Genomic DNA, 19,101 nt, shown 5'->3' with positions numbered 1-19,101 from the left:
TCAGGTTCTCTTTCCTTGAGTTGGGCCTTGTTTTGGGGAGGCGAGCGTTTCGCCCGCCACGATGTCGCAGCCCAGCAATATCTGCTTTACGGGGCCGGGTGGGCTGGTCAGGGTTTCGACCAGCATGGAGGTTGCCTGCCTGCCCATTTCTTCGCGGGGGATGGCATAGGAGGTGAAGACGCGTTGAAACCGAAGCGTATGTGTGCGGGTGCCGCTGCCCAGCACCACGATGGAAAGATCGCCGGGGACGCTCACCCCTTGCGAACGGGCATGATTGTCGAAGACCACCGCCTCGGCCACCTCGGCGAAAAAAACGACACTTGCGCCGCTGGCGCGAACGGCTGCCAGTTGCTCGCTCGGATCGCCATTTTCGCTTTCGTGGGAATAGACCAGCTCCGCCGCGCCCTCGATTGCGGCGAGAAAACCACGCCAGCGGTCGCTGATGGATTCCGCCGGACCCGTCGCGCCGATAAAGGCGAAGCGACGATGGCCGGCGGTAAGTGCTTCTCGGACAAGAGCATGTGTGGCCGTCACGTAGTCCGCGCCAACATAACGCACCGGCCCGCCGGCATCGTCACGGCGGCCGACTGCGACGTAAGGGTAGTCACCGGCAACCAACTGAGTCAGCTCATCACGATCGAACTGGCCGCCCAGAATGAGGCATCCGTCAGCTAGCCGCAGCCGACCAGTTTCCCCGAAGATGCGCTTGCGACCGTTATCGTCGCGCGCGGCTGCCGTCATCAGCAGAAGGTCGTAGCCCAACCTTTCCGCCTGCTCCTCGATCCCCATCAGAAAAGGCGTGTAGAAATCCGCCTGCGCAATCGGGAAGGCCGGCTGATAGGTGAAGACACCCAGGATCCGGTTTGCGCCCTTGACCATGCTGCGTGCGATGGGATCCGCCACATAACCGGTCTCGCGAATGGCCTTCAGCACACGCTCGCGCGTTTCAGGCGGAATGCGACCTTCAGCAGACTTCGCTTCATTGAGTACGAGCGAAACCGTTGCCTGGCTAACCCCCGCGAAGATCGCAATATCACGTTGCGTGACCCGCCTAGCCATAGAAATCTCATTCCCCGTCATTATTGCTAATTCGTATTAGCTGCTTATACGTATAAACAACATTACTCTGCAGGTGTCAAGGGGCGGTCGTAGGGTGGGCAAGCGGATTTCTATTCCGCGCAGACAGCTGTCAAGGCCAGGCAAGCGGAGGGCGCTCTGCTTTGCGCTTGCGGTGCTCTAAATCTGGGTGATGGTCAATTTCTGGGCGCGGAGGTGCAGGTCGTGGGGTGCCTATGTCAATCGTCATAAAGACTGAACGATTGCATCTGCGCAAAGTCGAAGACGCTGATTTCGTTTCACTCGGCAGAATTTACGCTGACCAGGAGTGCATGCGGTTCTATCCGAGTGCCAAGTCATCATTGGAAGTCAGAGAATGGTTTCAAAGACTTGCGTTCGACAGCTATGCGCAGCATGGATTTGGTCTCTGGGCGGTCGTCGATAGGGTTTCGGGGGAGGTCATCGGTGATTGCGGGATTACCCTGCAACAGACCCCGGCCGGCCTTGAGCCCGAAATCGGCTACCACCTATGGCGCGAATACTGGGGAATGGGCTTGTCAACCGAAGCGGCGATTGCGTGCCGCGACTATGCTTTTCACGCTCTGGGTTTGCGCCGAGTGGTGAGCATCACCAGCCCTGAAAACATACCCTCACAAAAGGTCGCGGAACGAGTGCATGACAGGATGGAAATTTATCAGAAGCAGCGTGAAGGCAGTGGAAGCATAGTCAGTCGTCACCTGTATATCAGCGAAAACCGATGACAGATAACGAGGCAATCGCAACATGGGCGAAAGCGGTTTCGTCCGCCATCGTTGAGGCGTGTCGGCAACCGTTCCGCCGCAGCTGGCGGATAACTGTTGCCGACATGCGTTTCGCCGGTTTCGAGCGCGCTCAGGCAGGCGCCGGATCGCTCACGCAGATCCTGCGTACGCGCTCAACTATTGTGCCACCTCCGCCGAAAACGCGGATTTGATGAGTGTTTTGGTATATTCAGCCGTCGGCCTGCTGAATATGGCGTCTGTTTCTCCCTCTTCCACGATCTTTCCATTTCTCATGACGATGACGTAGTCCGAAATGGCCTTGATGACCGAAAGGTCGTGGCTGATGAAGATGTAGGAAAGGCCATGGGCTTTCTGCAGATCACGCAGCAGGTCGATGACCTGTCCTTGGACGGATCGGTCCAGCGCAGATGTCGGCTCATCGAGGATGACGACTTCAGGCTTGAGGATGATTGCGCGGGCGATTGCGATACGCTGACGTTGTCCGCCTGAAAATTCGTGAGGGTAGCGGTTGCGGGCCGCGGGATCGAGACCGACTTCTTTCAGCGCTTCTATTGCCCGCTTGTCCCGCTCCGCCCGGCTGAGCTGTTGCTCGTGCACGAACAGGCCTTCGGTGATGATCTCCCCGACTGTCTGCCTTGGCGAAAGCGAGCCATAGGGATCCTGAAACACAAGCTGCAAGTGCCGCCGCAATGGCCGCATGGCCTTTCGATCAAGGCCTGTGATTTCCGTCTTGCCGAAGAAAATGCGGCCATCCGCAACGATGAGACGCAGAAGCGCGCGACCGAGCGTGGACTTGCCCGATCCGGACTCACCGACAATGCCGATGGTCTGTCCCTGATGAAGATTGACATTGACGCCGTCGACGGCCCGGAAGGTGCTGGACTTCGACAGGAAGCCACCCGGTATCTTATAGTCGATCGTCACATTCTTGCCGGAAAGAACGACCGGTGCTTCGCTGCCGACTGCGGGCTTGTGTCCACTGGGTTCCGCATCGAGAAGCATCTTCGTGTAGTCCGCCTGCGGACGCTCGAAGATATCTTCCGTCGTGCCGGACTCGACGATCTCGCCGCGGCGCATCACGGCGACGCGATTGGCGAAGTGGCGGACAACGCCGAGATCGTGCGTAATCAGGACGACGGCCATGCCGAAGCGTTGCTGCAACGACTTCAGAAGGTCGAGGATCTGCGCCTGGATCGTGACGTCGAGCGCCGTGGTCGGCTCATCCGCAATCAGAATGTCCGGCTCGTTTGCGAGCGCCATGGCGATCATCACGCGCTGGCGCTGACCGCCGGAAAGTTCATGCGGATAGCTGTCTATACGCCGCTCGGGTTCCGGAATTCCCACAAGTTTCAGGAGTTCCAGAACGCGTGCGCGCGCCTCCTTCTTGCTGCCGCCCCTGTGATGAATGATCGGTTCGGCGATTTGCGCGCCAATCCGGTAGAGGGGATCGAGCGAGGTCATCGGCTCCTGGAAAATCATAGTGATTTTCGCGCCGCGGATATCGTTCAGCTCGTTGACCGGCAGGCCGATCAGCTCGCGTCCCCGATATTTTGCCGAGCCCTCGATAATGCCGTTGGATGCCAGCAGTCCCATGATGCCCATCATGGTCTGGCTCTTGCCGGAGCCGGATTCTCCGACGACGGCGAGGGTTTCTCCCTGTTTGACGTCAAGATTGATGCCCTTGACGGCCTTCACGGTGCCGTCCGGCGTGTTGAATTCAACCTTGAGGTCGCGCACGGTGAGGATGGTTTCAGGTGTCGTATTCATATCAACGATCCTTGGGATCGAGTGCATCACGCAACCCGTCGCCCACAAAATTGAGCGAAAACAGGGTCAACACGAAGAAGATCGCCGGGAATATCAGGAGCCATGGTGCCGACTGGATATTGTTGGCACCTTCGGAAATCAGCGCCCCCCAGCTCGTCAGCGGCGCCTGCACGCCAAGGCCGAGGAAGGAGAGGAAGCTTTCCAGAAGAATGACTTTGGGCACGACGACCGTGACGAATACGACGACCGGTCCGATCGTATTGGGAATGATGTGACGACGGATGATCTGCCAGTCGCTCAAACCAAGGGCCTGGGCGGCCCCCACAAATTCCCGCCGTTTCAGCGCAAGCGTCTGGCCACGGACGATACGCGCCATGTCCAGCCATTCCACCGCACCGATGACCAGGAAGATCAGGATGAAGCTGCGGCCGAAGAAAACCACGAGAACGACCACCAGAAAGACGAAGGGCAACGAATAGAGGATTTCGACGAAACGCATCATCACATTGTCGACGCGCCCGCCGATATACCCGGCAGTGGCGCCGTAAAGGACACCGATCCCGAGCGAAACCAGGCTCGCCAGAATGCCGACGGCGATGGAAATCTGACCCCCCAGCATCACGCGGGCCAGCATGTCGCGACCATTCGAATCCGTGCCGAAGAAGAAGTACTCGCGGTTGACGTCGCCTTCCAGCTTCAGCGTGCGGCCATCGTCTTCGGTGGCAACGACCTTGGTGTTTTCGAATTCGTTGGCGCGGTCGAAATAGCGTGTCGCGCGTGGGTCGATCGCGCTGCTGGAGGTGATGGTCGCCGTGAAGGTTTGCCCTTCTACGGAAAATTCCTTCAGCTCCACGCGCGCCCGTCCGGCAACGCCTTCCATCACGCCCTGAAGGTTGTTCACGTCAGGGCGCGGCTCAAGGCTGGGCGCCATGGAGACGTAGGACGAGAATACCTGATCATAGGTGTGTGTGAGGAAATTCGGACCAATAAAGGAAAAAAGCGTAATCAGCAGGAGCATGATGGAACCCGCCATGGCCGCTTTGTTTCGTCTGAAACGCAGGGCCGCGAGCTGAAACAGGCTTCGGCTTTTCACCATGGGTTGATGAGCAGTGCCGGGGATATCAGTCATGTCTGACCCTCGGATCAAGCAGGCCGTAGAGAATATCGACCAGGAGATTGAAAACTATGACGAAAATCGCGACGAGAACGACGGTCCCCATCACCAGGGTGTAGTCGCGATTGATAGCGCCAAGAACGAAATAGCGGCCGACACCAGGGATCGTGAAGATCGTCTCGATGACCGCCGAACCCGTGAGAAGAGCTGCGGCACAGGGGGCGAGATAGGAAACGACTGGCAGCATCGCCGCGCGCATGGCATGCAGCACGACCACGCTGCGCGCCGGAAGACCATAAGCCTTGGCGGTGCGGATATGGTCCATCCGCAAGGCCTCGATCATTGCGCCACGCGTCAGGCGCGCAATAACCGCAAGCTGCGGCAAGGCGAGTGCGATCATCGGAAGAATGAGATATCTGAGCGATCCATCACCCCAGCTGCCTGCGGGCAGAAGTCCGAGTATCACGGCAAATACGAGTGTGAGAACCGGTGCGACAACGAAGTTCGGCACGGTAATGCCAACAGTTGAAATCGACATGAGCGAGAAATCGAAGGCACTGTTCTGCCTGAGCGCGGCCAAGGTACCGGCAAGAACGCCGCCCACCAGCGCCAGCAACAGCGCATAGCTGCCGAGTTCCAGCGAGTAAGGCAGACCCTTGCCAATCAGTTGCGCGACGGTATTGTCCTTGTAGATGTAGCTCGGACCGAAATCGCCGGTGACGGCATTGCGGAGGTAGATGAGATACTGGCGCCACAATGGCTCATCCAGATGATAGGTTCTCATCAGGTTTTCCATCGTCTGCGGCGGCAGGGGACGTTCGAGATTGAACGGGCCACCTGGCGCAAAACGCATCAGGAAAAACGAAATCGTGACGACGATAAACAGGGTCGGCACAGCGCTCGCCAAACGGCGCAGAATAAACGAGATCATGGTTTTTCGGGCTCCGGCATGGCACGGTGGTGTTTGCCACCGTGCCAGCGCTGCTTATTCGGAAACGCTCAGGAAGCGGCTGAGGTGTTCGTTGGCAGCATTGTCGACCCAACCCTTGACGCGGTTGGAAACCAGCCAGAGATCGGCCTGCGTCAGAAGCGGCGCGACCGGCTGTTCCTTCATGAGGATGGTCTCTGCATCATGCAGCAGCTTCGAGCGCGCTGCCGGATCCTTTTCGTCATAGGATTTCTTCATCAACGCGTCGTATTCGGCGTTGTTGAACTTCGAATAGTTGAAGGTCTTGTTGGAGGATACCGAAAGCGCCAGGAAGTTTTCCGCATCCGCATAGTCGGCAACCCAACCGGCGCGCGCCACGTTGAACTTTCCACCTTCCTGCAGATAGCCATAGTGCGAAGCGACGTCGAGGTTCACCAGCGACACCTTCGCGCCGAACGTGTTCTTCCACATATCCGCGATCGCCGTCGCCACGCGTTCATGGTTCGGGTTGGTGTTGTAGCGGATTTCGACGGAAAGCGGTTTGCCGCCTTCACCGTAACCGGCCTCCTTCATGAGCTTCAGCGCTTCGTCTTCCCGGTCGAGCTGCGACAGCGTGGCGAAATCGGCCTTCGCCGGCTCGCCGTAGGAATCCATGCCCGGGGGAACCATGGAGTAGGCCGGAACCTGCGATCCGCTGTAAATCTCCTTGGCGAGGAAATCGCGGTCCACTGCCATGGAAAGGGCCTGGCGGACACGAACGTCGTTATACGGCGCTTCGCGGGTATCGAAGGTGTAATAATATGTCGCGAGCGTCGGCGAAACGTGAACCTGTTCGCCATAGGACTTGCGCAGCCGGTCGATCTGGTCCGCAGAGAAGTTGTATGCGAGGTCCATTTCCTTCGCTTCGAAACGACGAACGGAAGCGGCCTGGTCGTCGATCGGGTAGAAGATGACTTTGTCGATCTTGGTGTTTGATGCGTCCCAGAAGTTGGTATTCTTGACGACCGTCAGGCTGTCATTGGGAACATGCGCTTCGAGCTTGTAAGCGCCGTTCGAGATCATGACACCCGGCTTTACGAAGTCGGTGCCGTTCTTATCGTAGCTCGCCTTCGAGATTGGCAGAGCCGTCTGGTGAGCAAGAAGTTCAAGGAAGAATGGTGTTGCACGCTCGAGGGTAATCTCAAGGGTCTTGTCATCCACCGCCTTTACGCCCAGCTGGTCAACCGTAGTTTCGCCCTTGTTGATCTTTTCGGCGTTCTTGATCGGGTAAAGAATATTTGCATATTTTGCTGCGGTTTTTGGGTCTTCCACACGCTGGTAGGAGAACACAAAATCTCCAGCCGTTACCGGCGTGCCATCCGACCATTTCGCATCCGCGCGCAGCTTGAATGTGTAGACGGTGCCGTCGTCAGACAGCGTCCAGCTTTCCGCGGTACCGGGAATGATCTTGCCGGCAGCGTCGTAAATGGTGAGACCTTCAAAAAGGTCTTTGAGGATGAAGGCTTCGATGTTGATCGAGGTTTGAGCCTGATCGAGCGTCTGCGGCTCCCCGGAATTGCCGCGATGCAGAACCGTTTCCGCGAGTGCGGAACTGGCGCCGAGCAGAAGCGATCCGAGCAGCAGAGTAGTGCGAACTGTTGTTGTTATGGACATTGTTTTCTTTCCCCGTGAGTATTTTAAGCGCACAAACAAGGCCAAATTTCTCCGAAGTGCAACCACAATAAATTGTGAGTTGGCGGGGAACCCACAGCTTTAGTGGGACCTGCGTGCTCTGCTTCTATTGCGCCATCCGCTCTCCGTTGCAGGAAATCCAAGCAAATGGTTGAGCAGCCTCCGGCCTGCGGCGGCAACGAAAACGGGGCGACCGACCGGCCGCCCCGCTTACTTTGAAACCAGGTGAAAGTGCGTTTTATGCCGGTCGTTCTTCGCCCGCATTCGGCCGCCAGGTAATCAGCTTTTTCTCTGCAACATCGAGAATGAGGTCGATGATGAGGACGAAAACCGCCAGGATGATGATGCCTGCGAAGACGCCGACCGCATCGAAATTCCCTTCCGAGCGCGCAATCAGGTAACCGAGGCCTGCGGAAGCGCCGAGATATTCGCCGATGATCGCGCCGACTACCGCAAAGCCGACGGAGGTGCGCAGCGACGACAGGATCCAGCTCGCTGCGGCCGGGAAGTAGACGTGGCGCAGCAGATCCGAACGCTTGGCGCCCAGAATGCGGGTATTGGACAGCACGACGGGGTTCACTTCACGCACGCCCTGCATGGCGTTGAAGAAGGTGACGAAGAAAACGAGCGTGACGGCCAATGCAACCTTTGACCACAAGCCAAGACCGAGCCAGAGAACGAAGATTGGCGCCAGAACGACACGCGGAATGGCGTTCACCGCTTTGATGAAGGGATCGAGCACGCGGGCGACGAAGGGGCTGAGGCCGAGCCAGACGCCGGCGCCGACGCCTAGACCGGTGCCGATGACGTAGCCAAGCACGGTTTCGCTGAGCGTGATGCCGACATGTTTATAGAACCCGGCATCGGCAACCCAGGCGATGACCTGTTTGACGATGTCATAAGGGGCCGGGAAGAAGAAGCGGTCGATGGCGCCCGAGGAAACACCAAGCTGCCATCCGCCCAGGAGGACGACCAGAAGAGCGACCTGGATGATACGAACATTAACGGCTTGCATAGCTTTTCTCCACTTCGCCACGCAGGGACGCCCAGATATCGCGATAGAGCGTCATGAATTTAGGATCGAGTTTGATTTCGGCGACGTTGCGGGGCCGTTCGAGATCGACGGGGAAGCTCTCGATAACGCGGCTCTTCGGGCCGGCTGCGAGAACGACGACGCGGTCTCCGAGTGCGATTGCCTCTTCCAAATCATGGGTGATCATCACCACCGCACGGCGGTCTTCCTGCCACAGGCGCAGCAATTCGTTCTGCATCAGGTGGCGGGTATGGATATCCAGTGCGGAGAAGGGTTCGTCCATCAGGATGACCTTCGGCTCGGTGATGAGCGCCTGCGCCATCTGCACACGTTTACGCTGGCCGCCCGAGAGCTGGTGCGGGAAACGGTCGCCAAAACCTTTCAGGCCGACCTTTTCGAGCCAGGCCGTCACTTTGGCGCGCCGTTCGTCCTCGGCGACACCCCGGAACAGCAGGCCGAGTTCCACGTTCTGATATGCCGTCTTCCAGGGAAGAAGTGCGTCCTGCTGGAACAGATATCCGATGGTGTTTTGAACGCCCTGAACGGCCGTGCCGTCGATTGACACCTTGCCCTGTGCAGGCTTCAGCAGCCCTGCGATGGCGTTGAGGATGGTGGATTTTCCGCAACCGGTGGGGCCGACGATGGAGAGAAACTCTCCATCGCCAACCTTGAGGTTGACGTTTTGAACGGCAACGAACGCACCAAATGCCATGGTCACGTCATCGATTGCCACCATCGGCTGGGGTTTGAGTTCCGTCACGGGCTCTAGCTTTCTCACTGGCGAAGACATCGCAGGACCTCAGTTTCCGCCCTTCGAAGCCGCAGCCTCGACGAACTTGTTGGTATAGGTGGTGTTGAGATCGATCGTCGCCTTTGCGACCGCATCGTTGAAACTTTTCAGAACGGCGAGCGGCGTTTCGAGATCGGCCGGCTCGAACTTGCCGTCTTCGGAGAAGATCGCCTTGGCCGCTTCGACAGCCTTGATGTAGGTCTGCTTGTCACCGGACACGAAATCATCGGGAAGCTTTGCGACGATTTCTTCCGCCGAATGCTGCTTCATCCAATGCAGCGCCCGAACCGTGGCATTGGTGACCTTCTGGATCACTTCGGGATTGGCATTGATGTAGTCTTGGGTCGCATAGAGGACTGATGTCGGATAGATGCCGCCATAGACGTCCTTGGCGCCCTGATCGCTGCGGGCGTCGATGAGAATCTTGCCCAGCCCGCGTTCGACCACGATGGTTGCGGCGGGATCGTAGTTGACGAGCAGATCGATCTTGCCCTGCTGCAGGGCGGCAACGGCCGCAGCGCCCGAACCGACGCCAATAATGGAGATGTCGTTGTCGCTGAGATTGTGCTGCTTCATGTAGTAACGAATGAAGAAGTCCGACGAAGAACCAGGCGAGGTGATGCCGACCTTCTTGCCCTTGATTGTCTCAGGCTTGGCCGGGTCAAAGTCGGTGTCGTTCTTGCCTGCGAGAACCAGACCCGAGTTGCGGGCGAGCTGTACGAAGCCCACGACATGTTTGTTCTGCGACTGCATCTGGATCGTGTGATCGTAGAAACCGACGGCGACGTCGGTGGAGCCTGCAACCAGTGCCTGGAGCACCTTCGATCCGCCCTGTGCGAAGTTCTCGGTGGTGACATCGAGCCCTTCGTCCTTATAGAAGCCGAGGCTCGCCGCCACGGGGAAAGGCAGATTGTTGAGGTTGTACGAGCCTACGCTCATTCTGACGGATTCGGCATTTGCAGATGCCGCCAGTGCACAGAGCGCGGCTGTTGCAAGCAGGTATTTACGCATGAGGGTCTCCTCCCTGTTTCATGTTTTGTGTCAATATGGCTGTATTTAAGCTGCGTCTTCAATTGCAGCGGTTGGCTTGGCGAAGGCAAAGCCTTCGAAAAGTCTGCGCGCCGTTCTGACAAGCCCGGCGGTTACTGTTCCCTCCCGCATTTCCAGCTGCACGTCGAGGCGGCCGGCGGGGTGTTCAATGCCGATCTGGATCGGTACGGAGAGGCGGCCCGCCAAATCGTAGGCAATCGAGCCTTCGGTTACGGCCGCTGTTGCAATGCCGACGGCACCGGTCGTCGCCAGGGCCGGGTGGCACTCATTGGGCATGAAGTATCGGACCGACAGAGTGCCGCCCTTGCGGGCCGGCGCGACGAGCACCGGTTTTGGAATGACCATGTCCGTGACATCACCCATGCCCATCAGCTTTCCAGCCTGAATGCGGATGCGGGTCATGCGCTCGATGAGGGCGCTGTTGGCGGTAAGCGTCTGCGGATCCTCATAACCTGTCAGGCCGAGATCGGCCGCCCGCATCAACACCATCGGAATGGCGCAGTCTATGGCTGTCACCGCCACGCCGTCGATCACGTCTACGGCTTTGCCCGTCGGCAGCAGCTTGCCGGTCTTTGCGCCTGCGGCATCCATGAACGTCAAGGCGATCGGCGCTGCGAGACCCGGCACACCATCGATCGAAGCGTCGCCGAGATAGGTAACTTCCCGACCGCGTGTTGGAACCTTCGCCTCGATCAGCTTGCCGGTATTGACGTTATGAATGCGCACCAGCGTGTCGCTGCCACGGGCTTCGACAAGCCCGGCTTCGATCGCGAAGGGGCCGACGGCAGCCAGCATATTTCCGCAATTGGGGGAATAGTCGACATATTGCCTGTCGGTGCGCACCTGCGCGAAAAGATAGTCGATGTCGGCACCCTTGACCGAGGCTGGGCCAATGATCGCCACTTTCGACGTGACCGGATTGCCACCGCCAATGCCATCGATCTGCAGCGGGTGGCCGGACCCCATGATGGAGAGGAGGGCCGCATCCCGTTCGGCTTGATCACGGGGGAGATCGGATGCGAGAAAGAACGGCCCACGCGATGTTCCGCCGCGCATCAGCACACAGGGTATCTTGAGTAGATCGTTCATGGAAGGTAGCCTCAGTCTTGCATTTGGCGGATCAATACGCCCGGTTGTTGCAATATGAGGAAAGAAGTATAATCTGTTAAATGCAATGTTCGGAGGTATTATTGCGATATGAGCATTAATTGCGAAATTCTTGATTTGCGAGCTTTTCAAGCAGTGGTTGAATTGGAGAGCTTCCACAGGGCGGCCGATGCGCTGCATATTTCGCAACCGGCACTAACCCGGCGTATCCAGAAACTGGAGCAGGCCATCGGTGCGCCGCTTCTCGAAAGGACCACACGCCATGTCGCTCCGACGGCGATGGGACAGGAGGTAATGCCGCTCGTCCGGCGCATGCTGGAAGAGTTTGACGGATCGCTTTTTGCAATGAAGGACGGTGCGCAGCGGCGCGGCCTTATCACGATGGCATGCGTTCCGACCGCGGCATTCTACTTTTTACCGACCGTTATCAAAACCTTTAGCCAGCAATATCCGCATATCCGGCTGCGTATCAGAGATCTGACGGCAAACGAGGGTTTGCAGGCGGTTGCCCGTGGCGAGGTGGAATTCGGGATTAACCTGATGGGTAATTCCGATCCTGATCTGGCGTTCGAGCCGCTGATCGATGACCCTTTTGTGCTGGCGATGAGGAAAGACCATCCTCTGGCAGCTTTCGAAACGATCGAGTGGGATCAATTGGAGCCGCACCCGCTTGTGGTTGTTGATCGCTCCAGCGGCAACAGGACCCTTCTCGATGGCGCGCTTGCCCGGCACAATCTAAAGCTGAACTGGTTTTACGAAGTCACTCACCTCAACACATCGCTCGGTCTCGTTGAAGCGGGGCTCGGGATTTCCGTGCTGCCGCGATTGGCCACCCCGCAGGATGAGCACCCTTTCATCGTCACGCGACCGATCGTTAATCCCGTGGTCTCGCGAACGATCGGTATCGTGCAACGGCGCAGCGGCGCGCTGTCTCCGGCCGCGGAAAAATTCGTGCAAATGCTGTTGAAGACCTGGAAAACACCCTGAATGGGGCGTTGCGGGGAGCTTTCACAGCGCCTGTGCCCATTCATGGCCGGGATGCAGGAGGTCCAGGCAATCCCGCAACCACCGTCGGCGTCAGCCCCGCCGCCTCAGCAGCCCCGCCAGAATCGTCAGCGCCCCGGTCAGGTCGTCGAATGACGGGCCACCGAGGCAAAACCGGATACCGCTTGCCTGATCTTCCGTATCCGCCATCATGGAATCCGGCGCGGTCAGTCTTATACCGCTTGCCGCCGCAGTGGATACAAAGCCATTGGCGGCGGCACGCTCCATCGGCAGCCAGACATTGTACGCATCGGGATGCGAGACAAGCTCGCTCGCACCCAGCAGGGATACCGCGAGGCTGGAGCGCCGTTGCGCCTCATGGCGCAGATCGTATTGGATTGACGAGATGACGCCGGTGGTCAGCCAGTCCTCCACGACCGCGCAGGAAAGTGCTGACGGGGCCATAGGCGCATCCTGCAGAAGTTTTTCCGCTGCATGCTTCTGTCCCGCTGGCAGCGCCAGTACCCCGATCTGCAACCCGGGGCCGACTGACTTGGACAAGCCATTCACATGAAACGAAATGTCGGGAGCCAATGCCGCCAGTGGACTGAAACCCGGGTCGGATGCGGCATAAACGCCGTCCTCAATGATCGTGACGCCGGCCCGTCGACAAATATCCACGATGGCGTGCCGCCGCGCCATGCCCATGGTGGCGGTTGTCGGATTGTGCAGCGTTGGCGTCAGATAGATCACCCTGCCACCGCCTGGCTCCATGCCAGCGAGCGCCGCCGCAAGCGCCTCCGGCACCATCCCCTCGGCATCGATATCCACAGCCTGCACCCTGCACCCCTTACGCCGAAGAAGCGCGAGCGCGCCGGGATAGGTGATCCGCTCGGTCAGCAGCACGCTATCCTTGCCGCAGGCAAGATCGAAGGCCAATGACAGGGCCTGGCGGGCACCGCTTGTCAGCACCAGATGCGATGGATCGACGGACAGGCCGAGTGTTGCAAGCCAACGTGCCAGCACACGCCGGTGCTCCACATGCCCGGCGGGCGGAGCATAGAGATTGAAATGATCCGCATCGATCCTGCGCGCGATACCTGTCAGTGTTTTTGCCAGGATACGGGCGTTGAGCGTGGCCGGTGGTGCGTTGGACGAGAGGTCGATCTCCCGATCGTTATGTGCCTCCTGGAGCGCCACGAATGTTCCCCGGCCCCTGACGCTGCGCGTCAGCCCGCGCCTTTCCAGAACGGCATAGGCCTTCGTCACCGTGCCGAGACCCACGCCCAGTTTCCAGGCGAGGTCACGATGGGCAGGCAGGCGGGCACCGCCCGTTAATCGCCCTTCGACGATGTCGTCGGCAAGCGCCAACACCAGCCGTTCGGCGGCATTCGCTTCGATATCCGCAAGGCGAGGCACCCAAGGGGATTGCAGCAGCACCGTCTCAACCTCGTTAAAAGTGTCACGTTACACTATTTCAATAACCAAGAAGTGTAACATAGGCTATGACGACGCTGAATGAAATCCATACTTTGCAACAGGCTGCAGCCACCATGGCGGGCGCATTGAGGTTTAAATGTTCAGCCACGTAACCGTCGGAACGCGTGATCTTCAGCGGGCAGGAGATTTCTACGACGCCGTGCTCGCGCCGCTCGGCCTGAAGCGCCGGACCATCACACCCGACGGCGGGCCGGCGGCACTCTGCTGGGTGGAGCCGCACGCTCCATTGCCGCGTTTTTACGTCTACAGTCCCTTCAATGGCGAGGCGGCAACGGCCGGCAACGGTGGCATGGTCGCCTTTCTGGCGCCATCGAAAGGCGCGGTGCATGAGGCCCATGCCGCCGGTTTGGCTCATGGCGGAACGGACGAAGGTGGTCCGGGTCCGCGGCCGCACTATGGTGAAGGTTATTTCGGCGCCTATCTGCGTGATCCCGATGGGAACAAGGTTCATATCGTCCATCGCGGTGATCTCCCGCGCTAGTGCAAAACCCTTGATTTCCGGAGAAAACCGATATGTTCGCCAGCCAGCTTGCCCTCGTTTATGGCACCTATTTCATCGCCACCGCCAGCCCGGGGCCAAGCAACATGGCAATCATGGCCACGGCGATGCGCAACGGCCGCCTGCCGGCCCTTGCTTTGGCGGCGGGCGTCGTCACCGGCTCGCAGTTCTGGGCGATCCTGACGGCGACCGGTCTGTCCGCCGTGCTCACCGCCTATGCGCAGGCGCTTTTCATCATCAAGATCGCCGGTGGGGCATATTTGCTGTATCTGGCGTTCCGTACCGGCAGGTCAGCCCTCAAGCCGGTCTCCGATGTTGCCGGGACGACTGCGCAGCGCGCGTTGCCGCGTTATCGATCACTCTATCGGCAGGGCCTTTTCATGCATATCGGCAACCCGAAGGCCATTTTGTCGTGGATAGCCATCATGTCGCTCGGGTTTCGCGCGGACGCGCCCGCGGGGATGCTGCCGGCAATCATCGGCGGCTGCGCCATTCTCGGCATTACCGTGTTCGGCGGTTATGCCCTGCTTTTCTCGACGACCGCAATGATTACGCTCTATACCAGGTTACGGCGCCGGATCGAATCCTTGCTCTCTGCGGTCTTTGCCATTGCGGGTCTGAAGCTGCTTGTCTGGTAGGGCTGAAGGCTCACCCGCCGTCCATGACCGCCCGTGATCCGAACTGAAAGAACAATGACATGACCTTCGCTATCCATATGATCGACGTATTTGGGTCCGGACCGCTTTCCGGCAATCCGCTGGCCGTTGTCACGGGTGCCGGCAACCTGACGCCCGAGGAAATGCAGCTGTTAACGCGGTGGTTCAACCTGTCTGAAACCACATTTCTGCTACCGCCCACACATCCCAAGGCTGACTATCGGGTCCGGATATTTTCGCTGGACCGGGAAATGCCCTTTGCCGGACACCCCACGCTGGGCAGTTGCCATGCCTGGCTCTCCGCCAACGCTGCGCTCAAAGACGAAACGGACGTCATTCAGGAATGCGGTGCCGGTCTTGTCACGATCCGGCGCGCGCAAGGGCGGCTTTCCTTTGCCGCTCCGCCGCTTATCCGCTCCGGCGCGCCGACACCGGCTGAGCTGGAAGAGGCGCTGCAGCTCTTGGGGGTCGAAGCTCATGACGTCCTTGATGCCGCCTGGATCGATAATGGTCCCGGATGGCTGGGGATCAGGCTGGCATCGGCCGAAAAAGTGCTTTCCATCGATCCGGTTCGCAGTTGGCCCGGGCGCATCGATGTCGGTGTGGTCGGCCCTCACGCGGAAGGCGGCAAGGCTGCCTTCGAAGTTCGCGCTTTCTTCAGCGATCATCTCGGTGCCATCGTCGAAGATCCCGTTACCGGAAGCCTCAATGCCTCGATAGCGCAATGGCTGTTTGCCACGGGCATGGTCGCGGCAGATTATGTCGCCGCTCAGGGGACGCGTCTCGGCCGCCACGGTCGCGTTTACCTGAGCCGCGACGAGACCGGAGTTATATGGGTGGGTGGTGAAACACGCACCCATGTCGAAGGCCGATTGCGCGGCCTTTCAAAGACAGATGAAAATGAGGTGAGTTGATGAATGACAGTGTTTACCGCCCGATTTCCGAACGTGTGTTGGCGGATGATTGGGGCCGGCTGACCAAATATGAATATGAACTCCGGCTGCGGGACGGCAGCTGGCAGAGGCAGACCCGGGAGGCATATGATCGCGGCAACGGCGCGACTTGCCTGTTGTACAACCCGGCAAGCGGCCATGTCCTTCTGACCCGCCAGTTCCGATTGCCTGTTCTCTTGAATGGCGGGCTGGAATCACTGATCGAGACACCGGCAGGACTGCTAGAAGGTGCGGAACCGGCGACGCGCATGCGTGCGGAGCTGATGGAGGAAACCGGTTATGAGGTTTCCGCACTCACACACCTGTTCGATATTTATATGAGCCCCGGCTCGGTCACCGAATATCTCGCCTTTTTCCACGGCGAATATACCGACACCCACAAGGTGGGCGCAGGCGGTGGCTCGGTTGAAGAGGGGGAAGATATTGACGTGCTCGAAATCCCCCTGCCGGAGGCGATGCGAATGATCGACCGTGGCGATATTCGCGACGCCAAGACGATCATTCTGCTCCAACATCTTGCCATCCGGCTTTTACAGGAAAAGCACGGGACGCTCTGATCCCGATCAATGGAGACCCGCACAGCCGTTTTCCGACCCGGCGCAACAGCGCCGGGCCGAACGATCATTATTTTGAAGTGCCAAACCGCCAAGGATCTCCAAAACCCCTTCCGCCTCGATCAGCCCCACTCCGGCGATCATCTGGCGAAAAGATTGGCGGCCATGTAGTCGACAAACGCTCTGACCTTTGGAGAAAGATATCGATTGGTCGGCCAGAGGACACAGAAGGTTCCCGTATCGGCCACATAGTCGTCCAGTAACGAAACCAGTTTCCCCTCGGATATCTCGGATGCCACGGCGAATGACGGAAGACAGGTGATCCCGAATGATCGCGCCGCGAGATAGATCAGGGGCTCCAGCGTGCTTGCAACGGTCGCAACAGGTAGATCGATCCTGATTTCGCGCCCGTCGCGAACCAGCGGCCACGGTTCAAACTTGCCGGAATTTGCGAAGCGGTGGTGGAGACAGCGGTGCCCGGCAAGGTCTTCGGGAACCGTTGGCCAGCCATGCGCTTCGAGATAGCCGGGTGCCGCCACGATCCTGTGCTTGAAGGTACCGAGCTTGCGGCTCATCAGCCTCGTGTCCCTGATATCGCCTGTCCGGATAACGGCATCGAACCCTTCCTCGATGACATCGACCAGGCGATCCGTGAAATCGAGGTCGAGATTGATGTCAGGATAGGCATCCATGAAGGCCGATATCGTCGGCATCAGCAGCATGCCCGCCAGCGGAAGGCTGACGCGCAGCTGCCCGCGCGGAATGGCCTGCGATCGCGATAGTTGCGCCTGGACGGTCTCATATTCCGACTGGATGCGCCGGCATGTATCGAGGAAGAAACCACCATCTTCCGTCAGGGTCATGCTGCGCGTCGAGCGATTGAACAATCGCACGCCAAGTTCGTTTTCCAGACGTGCGATGGCTTTACCGACGGCTGATCCGGAGATGCCAAGACGATGTCCGGCCGCCACGAAGCTTCCTGCTTCCGCAACCTGAATGAATATGCCGAGTGTTCCGAGCTTGTCCATGATCTACAATTGAGGAATTTTCTTCCGGTATGTTGGGAATAGGAGCCTGTTTATCCGCTATTTTTCTTTCGATATCCAGATGTGGCCGCGGCTGAACTGGCCGGGCTTCAAAATGGAGACACTTATGGAAACGACGCCTCTTGCAGCCTTCACCGGCTCTCCCGCCCCCACGACTTTCGTCGTCAATGTCATTCACGTTCATCCCGGAAAGCAGGAGGAAGCCTTCGCCATCATTCAGGACGTCGTGCATTACGTTGCCGAACGGAAAGAAGGGTTCCTCTGGAGCAGCCTTGCGAAAAGCACGGATGGACAGACGGTCGTCAACGTCGAGGCCATCCAGGGTGTGGGCAATGTCGATGAATTCTTTACCGATCCGGCATTCGTTGAAAAATTTCGTAAGCTGGACACGGTTTCAAAAAGCGAATTTCATACCTACACGGTTGATGATCTGGTTCTTCCCAAACTCAGGACCGCGTGACCGGCCTCGCGGCATCAGTTTTCCGGCCTGCTGATGGCGGAAGGGCAAGACATATTCATCCCTCGCAATATCGCAGCCTGCACCTGAAGTCGTTCATCAATGCCGTTTTTCCACGGCATTGGCAGCAGCCACAATTCCATCAACCACTATGTCCGGTCCTTGCCGACATGTTCGGCAAGGAAGTCTATTAAGGCGCGGATGCGGGTCGCAAGGTGCTCGTGTCCGGCAAAGACCGCGTGGATCTCTTCGATATCCTCGGGATTGTAGTCTTCCAGCACGGGAATGAGCGTCCCGGCATCGATATCGGGCTGGACATGGAACCGGCCCACCCGGCCGAGACCGGTGCCGGCAAGACAGAGCCTGCGCATGATCATGCCGCTGTTGACGGAGCTGTTGCCGGATACCGGAAGACGATAGATTTCCGTCGAGCCAGGATCGCGGAACGGCCACTCATTGAGGCTGCGCCGGAAGTTGAAACTGAAGCAATTATGGGCCGCGAGATCGGCCGGTGTTTTCGGCATGCCATGCCGTTTTATGTAGGACGGCGAAGCGATAATGACCCGCCGGCTCTCGAGAAGTTTTCTCGCCTTCAGGGATGAGTCATCCATGGTTCCGGAGCGGATGGCGATATCCGTCCGCTCCTCAATGAGGCCAATGATGCCGTCGGTCAGCGAAATGTCGAGCTGGACTTCGGGATAGAGGTCCAGAAAGGCCGGCACGAGCGGAAGAAGAAACCTTTCACCGAAGCCAACGGAAGCGTTTACCCGCAACAGTCCTCGCGGCACCAGTTTCCCGCCCGCCGCCACGATCTGCTCCGTTTCGGCGATGTCGGCTAGAATTCTCCGGGCCCGTGCCAGATAGATTTCCCCCTCCGGCGTCAGCGTCATCATTCGGGTGGAACGCACGAGCAGGCGGGTCCCGAGCCGATCCTCGATGCGGGTGACAAGCTTGCTGACAGCCGATGGAGAGAGCTTCAGGCGTCGCCCCGCTGCCGAAAAACTCTGCAATTCCGCAGCGCTTACAAACACTTCCATTTCGCCGGTGCGATTGTCCATGTGTCCGTCCTGTGAATTCAATTCAAAGCTATTTATCCAATAGTGTCGATTATCATACAAGCCTCCATCGACCATATTGCATGACAACAATTCCAA

The 19,101-nt window shown here is 58.6% G+C and carries 19 protein-coding genes; 7 read left to right on the top strand and 12 right to left on the bottom strand.

The features are described 5' to 3' along the window. Positions 1 to 1,059, bottom strand: coding sequence for a LacI family DNA-binding transcriptional regulator (locus ACFVTJ_RS22985; protein ID WP_386910880.1), 1,059 nt, complete (start codon positions 1,057 to 1,059; stop codon positions 1 to 3). A gap of 233 nt (positions 1,060 to 1,292) precedes the next feature. Here ACFVTJ_RS22985 and ACFVTJ_RS22980 point away from each other — a divergent pair, with 233 nt between their 5' ends. Continuing rightward, positions 1,293 to 1,817: a GNAT family N-acetyltransferase gene (locus ACFVTJ_RS22980; protein WP_386910879.1), complete on the top strand. Its 525-nt coding sequence runs from the start codon at positions 1,293 to 1,295 to the stop codon at positions 1,815 to 1,817. Between the two features lie 177 nt (positions 1,818 to 1,994). On the opposite strand, the gene ACFVTJ_RS22975 is transcribed toward ACFVTJ_RS22980, so the two are convergent. The 8 genes from ACFVTJ_RS22975 to ACFVTJ_RS22940 form a co-directional block, all read right to left on the bottom strand. Further along, the gene (locus ACFVTJ_RS22975; RefSeq protein WP_386910878.1) at positions 1,995 to 3,605 is read right to left on the bottom strand and encodes an ABC transporter ATP-binding protein; all 1,611 of its coding nucleotides are present in this window, start codon (positions 3,603 to 3,605) and stop codon (positions 1,995 to 1,997) included. Between the two features lies 1 nt (position 3,606). After that, a complete protein-coding gene (locus ACFVTJ_RS22970) occupies positions 3,607 to 4,734 on the bottom strand; it encodes an ABC transporter permease (RefSeq protein ID WP_386910877.1) in 1,128 nt (375 codons plus the stop codon). Further along, positions 4,727 to 5,650, bottom strand: coding sequence for an oligopeptide ABC transporter permease OppB (oppB, locus tag ACFVTJ_RS22965; protein ID WP_006316000.1), 924 nt, complete (start codon positions 5,648 to 5,650; stop codon positions 4,727 to 4,729). Before oppB ends, ACFVTJ_RS22970 begins: the two co-directional genes overlap by 8 nt. A 54-nt stretch (positions 5,651 to 5,704) precedes the next feature. Continuing rightward, a complete protein-coding gene (locus ACFVTJ_RS22960) occupies positions 5,705 to 7,300 on the bottom strand; it encodes a peptide ABC transporter substrate-binding protein (RefSeq protein WP_386910876.1) in 1,596 nt (531 codons plus the stop codon). A gap of 256 nt (positions 7,301 to 7,556) precedes the next feature. Then, positions 7,557 to 8,333, bottom strand: coding sequence for an ABC transporter permease (locus ACFVTJ_RS22955; protein ID WP_386910875.1), 777 nt, complete (start codon positions 8,331 to 8,333; stop codon positions 7,557 to 7,559). After that, positions 8,320 to 9,087 carry an ABC transporter ATP-binding protein gene (locus ACFVTJ_RS22950; RefSeq protein WP_386910891.1) on the bottom strand — a complete coding sequence of 256 codons (768 nt, stop codon included), beginning with the start codon at positions 9,085 to 9,087 and terminating at the stop codon, positions 8,320 to 8,322. The genes ACFVTJ_RS22955 and ACFVTJ_RS22950 overlap by 14 nt, the downstream gene beginning before the upstream one ends. Before the next feature lie 63 nt (positions 9,088 to 9,150). Then, positions 9,151 to 10,152, bottom strand: a complete 1,002-nt coding sequence (locus tag ACFVTJ_RS22945) for an ABC transporter substrate-binding protein (protein ID WP_386910874.1) — start codon at positions 10,150 to 10,152, stop codon at positions 9,151 to 9,153. Between the two features lie 45 nt (positions 10,153 to 10,197). Beyond that, complete coding sequence (locus ACFVTJ_RS22940; RefSeq protein ID WP_386910873.1) at positions 10,198 to 11,280, bottom strand: 4-oxalomesaconate tautomerase; 1,083 nt, start codon at positions 11,278 to 11,280, stop codon at positions 10,198 to 10,200. A 108-nt stretch (positions 11,281 to 11,388) separates the two neighbouring features. Between ACFVTJ_RS22940 and ACFVTJ_RS22935 the strand changes: the two genes are divergently transcribed. Beyond that, positions 11,389 to 12,285, top strand: a complete 897-nt coding sequence (locus ACFVTJ_RS22935) for a LysR family transcriptional regulator (protein WP_386910872.1) — start codon at positions 11,389 to 11,391, stop codon at positions 12,283 to 12,285. Positions 12,286 to 12,375: 90 nt separating this feature from the next. Here ACFVTJ_RS22935 and ACFVTJ_RS22930 read toward each other — a convergent pair whose 3' ends face one another. Beyond that, a complete protein-coding gene (locus ACFVTJ_RS22930) occupies positions 12,376 to 13,722 on the bottom strand; it encodes a PLP-dependent aminotransferase family protein (RefSeq protein WP_386910871.1) in 1,347 nt (448 codons plus the stop codon). A 136-nt stretch (positions 13,723 to 13,858) separates the two neighbouring features. Between ACFVTJ_RS22930 and ACFVTJ_RS22925 the strand changes: the two genes are divergently transcribed. The 4 genes from ACFVTJ_RS22925 to ACFVTJ_RS22910 are packed head-to-tail and all read left to right on the top strand — an operon-like array spanning position 13,859 to position 16,447. Beyond that, complete coding sequence (locus ACFVTJ_RS22925) at positions 13,859 to 14,263, top strand: VOC family protein (protein WP_386910870.1); 405 nt, start codon at positions 13,859 to 13,861, stop codon at positions 14,261 to 14,263. 32 nt (positions 14,264 to 14,295) lie between these two features. Next, positions 14,296 to 14,919 (top strand): LysE family translocator, encoded by a 624-nt coding sequence (locus tag ACFVTJ_RS22920; RefSeq protein WP_386910869.1) that lies wholly within the window; start codon positions 14,296 to 14,298, stop codon positions 14,917 to 14,919. Between the two features lie 59 nt (positions 14,920 to 14,978). Continuing rightward, positions 14,979 to 15,851: a PhzF family phenazine biosynthesis protein gene (locus tag ACFVTJ_RS22915; RefSeq protein WP_386910868.1), complete on the top strand. Its 873-nt coding sequence runs from the start codon at positions 14,979 to 14,981 to the stop codon at positions 15,849 to 15,851. Continuing rightward, positions 15,851 to 16,447, top strand: coding sequence for an NUDIX domain-containing protein (locus tag ACFVTJ_RS22910; RefSeq protein ID WP_386910867.1), 597 nt, complete (start codon positions 15,851 to 15,853; stop codon positions 16,445 to 16,447). Before ACFVTJ_RS22915 ends, ACFVTJ_RS22910 begins: the two co-directional genes overlap by 1 nt. A gap of 137 nt (positions 16,448 to 16,584) precedes the next feature. On the opposite strand, the gene ACFVTJ_RS22905 is transcribed toward ACFVTJ_RS22910, so the two are convergent. After that, positions 16,585 to 17,472: a LysR family transcriptional regulator gene (locus ACFVTJ_RS22905; RefSeq protein ID WP_386910866.1), complete on the bottom strand. Its 888-nt coding sequence runs from the start codon at positions 17,470 to 17,472 to the stop codon at positions 16,585 to 16,587. 124 nt (positions 17,473 to 17,596) lie between these two features. On the opposite strand from ACFVTJ_RS22905, the gene ACFVTJ_RS22900 reads away from it, so the two are divergent. After that, positions 17,597 to 17,950, top strand: a complete 354-nt coding sequence (locus ACFVTJ_RS22900; RefSeq protein WP_386910865.1) for an antibiotic biosynthesis monooxygenase — start codon at positions 17,597 to 17,599, stop codon at positions 17,948 to 17,950. A gap of 146 nt (positions 17,951 to 18,096) precedes the next feature. Here the strand turns inward: ACFVTJ_RS22900 and ACFVTJ_RS22895 are convergent, their stop codons facing one another. Beyond that, complete coding sequence (locus tag ACFVTJ_RS22895) at positions 18,097 to 19,005, bottom strand: LysR substrate-binding domain-containing protein (protein ID WP_386910864.1); 909 nt, start codon at positions 19,003 to 19,005, stop codon at positions 18,097 to 18,099. Positions 19,006 to 19,101: the final 96 nt, after the last annotated feature.

The sequence above is a fragment of the Agrobacterium sp. NPDC058088 genome, assembly GCF_042885035.1.
Lineage (GTDB): Bacteria > Pseudomonadota > Alphaproteobacteria > Rhizobiales > Rhizobiaceae > Agrobacterium.
The sequence above is the reverse complement of the archived record's forward strand: the minus strand, read 5'-3'. Positions and strand labels throughout refer to the sequence as shown.

Bases quoted from the DNA above. Each gene is read 5' to 3' on its own strand.
- ACFVTJ_RS22920 (WP_386910869.1), top strand. From the start codon at position 14,296: ATGTTCGCCAGCCAGCTTGCCCTCGTTTATGGCACCTATTTCATCGCC.
- oppB (WP_006316000.1), bottom strand. From the start codon at position 5,650: ATGATCTCGTTTATTCTGCGCCGTTTGGCGAGCGCTGTGCCGACCCTG.
- ACFVTJ_RS22895 (WP_386910864.1), bottom strand. From the start codon at position 19,005: ATGGACAATCGCACCGGCGAAATGGAAGTGTTTGTAAGCGCTGCGGAA.
- ACFVTJ_RS22945 (WP_386910874.1), bottom strand. From the start codon at position 10,152: ATGCGTAAATACCTGCTTGCAACAGCCGCGCTCTGTGCACTGGCGGCA.
- ACFVTJ_RS22970 (WP_386910877.1), bottom strand. From the start codon at position 4,734: ATGACTGATATCCCCGGCACTGCTCATCAACCCATGGTGAAAAGCCGA.
- ACFVTJ_RS22950 (WP_386910891.1), bottom strand. From the start codon at position 9,087: ATGGTGGCAATCGATGACGTGACCATGGCATTTGGTGCGTTCGTTGCC.
- ACFVTJ_RS22980 (WP_386910879.1), top strand. From the start codon at position 1,293: ATGTCAATCGTCATAAAGACTGAACGATTGCATCTGCGCAAAGTCGAA.
- ACFVTJ_RS22975 (WP_386910878.1), bottom strand. From the start codon at position 3,605: ATGAATACGACACCTGAAACCATCCTCACCGTGCGCGACCTCAAGGTT.
- ACFVTJ_RS22925 (WP_386910870.1), top strand. From the start codon at position 13,859: ATGTTCAGCCACGTAACCGTCGGAACGCGTGATCTTCAGCGGGCAGGA.
- ACFVTJ_RS22910 (WP_386910867.1), top strand. From the start codon at position 15,851: ATGAATGACAGTGTTTACCGCCCGATTTCCGAACGTGTGTTGGCGGAT.
- ACFVTJ_RS22915 (WP_386910868.1), top strand. From the start codon at position 14,979: ATGACCTTCGCTATCCATATGATCGACGTATTTGGGTCCGGACCGCTT.
- ACFVTJ_RS22935 (WP_386910872.1), top strand. From the start codon at position 11,389: ATGAGCATTAATTGCGAAATTCTTGATTTGCGAGCTTTTCAAGCAGTG.
- ACFVTJ_RS22960 (WP_386910876.1), bottom strand. From the start codon at position 7,300: ATGTCCATAACAACAACAGTTCGCACTACTCTGCTGCTCGGATCGCTT.
- ACFVTJ_RS22905 (WP_386910866.1), bottom strand. From the start codon at position 17,472: ATGGACAAGCTCGGAACACTCGGCATATTCATTCAGGTTGCGGAAGCA.
- ACFVTJ_RS22955 (WP_386910875.1), bottom strand. From the start codon at position 8,333: ATGCAAGCCGTTAATGTTCGTATCATCCAGGTCGCTCTTCTGGTCGTC.
- ACFVTJ_RS22985 (WP_386910880.1), bottom strand. From the start codon at position 1,059: ATGGCTAGGCGGGTCACGCAACGTGATATTGCGATCTTCGCGGGGGTT.
- ACFVTJ_RS22900 (WP_386910865.1), top strand. From the start codon at position 17,597: ATGGAAACGACGCCTCTTGCAGCCTTCACCGGCTCTCCCGCCCCCACG.
- ACFVTJ_RS22940 (WP_386910873.1), bottom strand. From the start codon at position 11,280: ATGAACGATCTACTCAAGATACCCTGTGTGCTGATGCGCGGCGGAACA.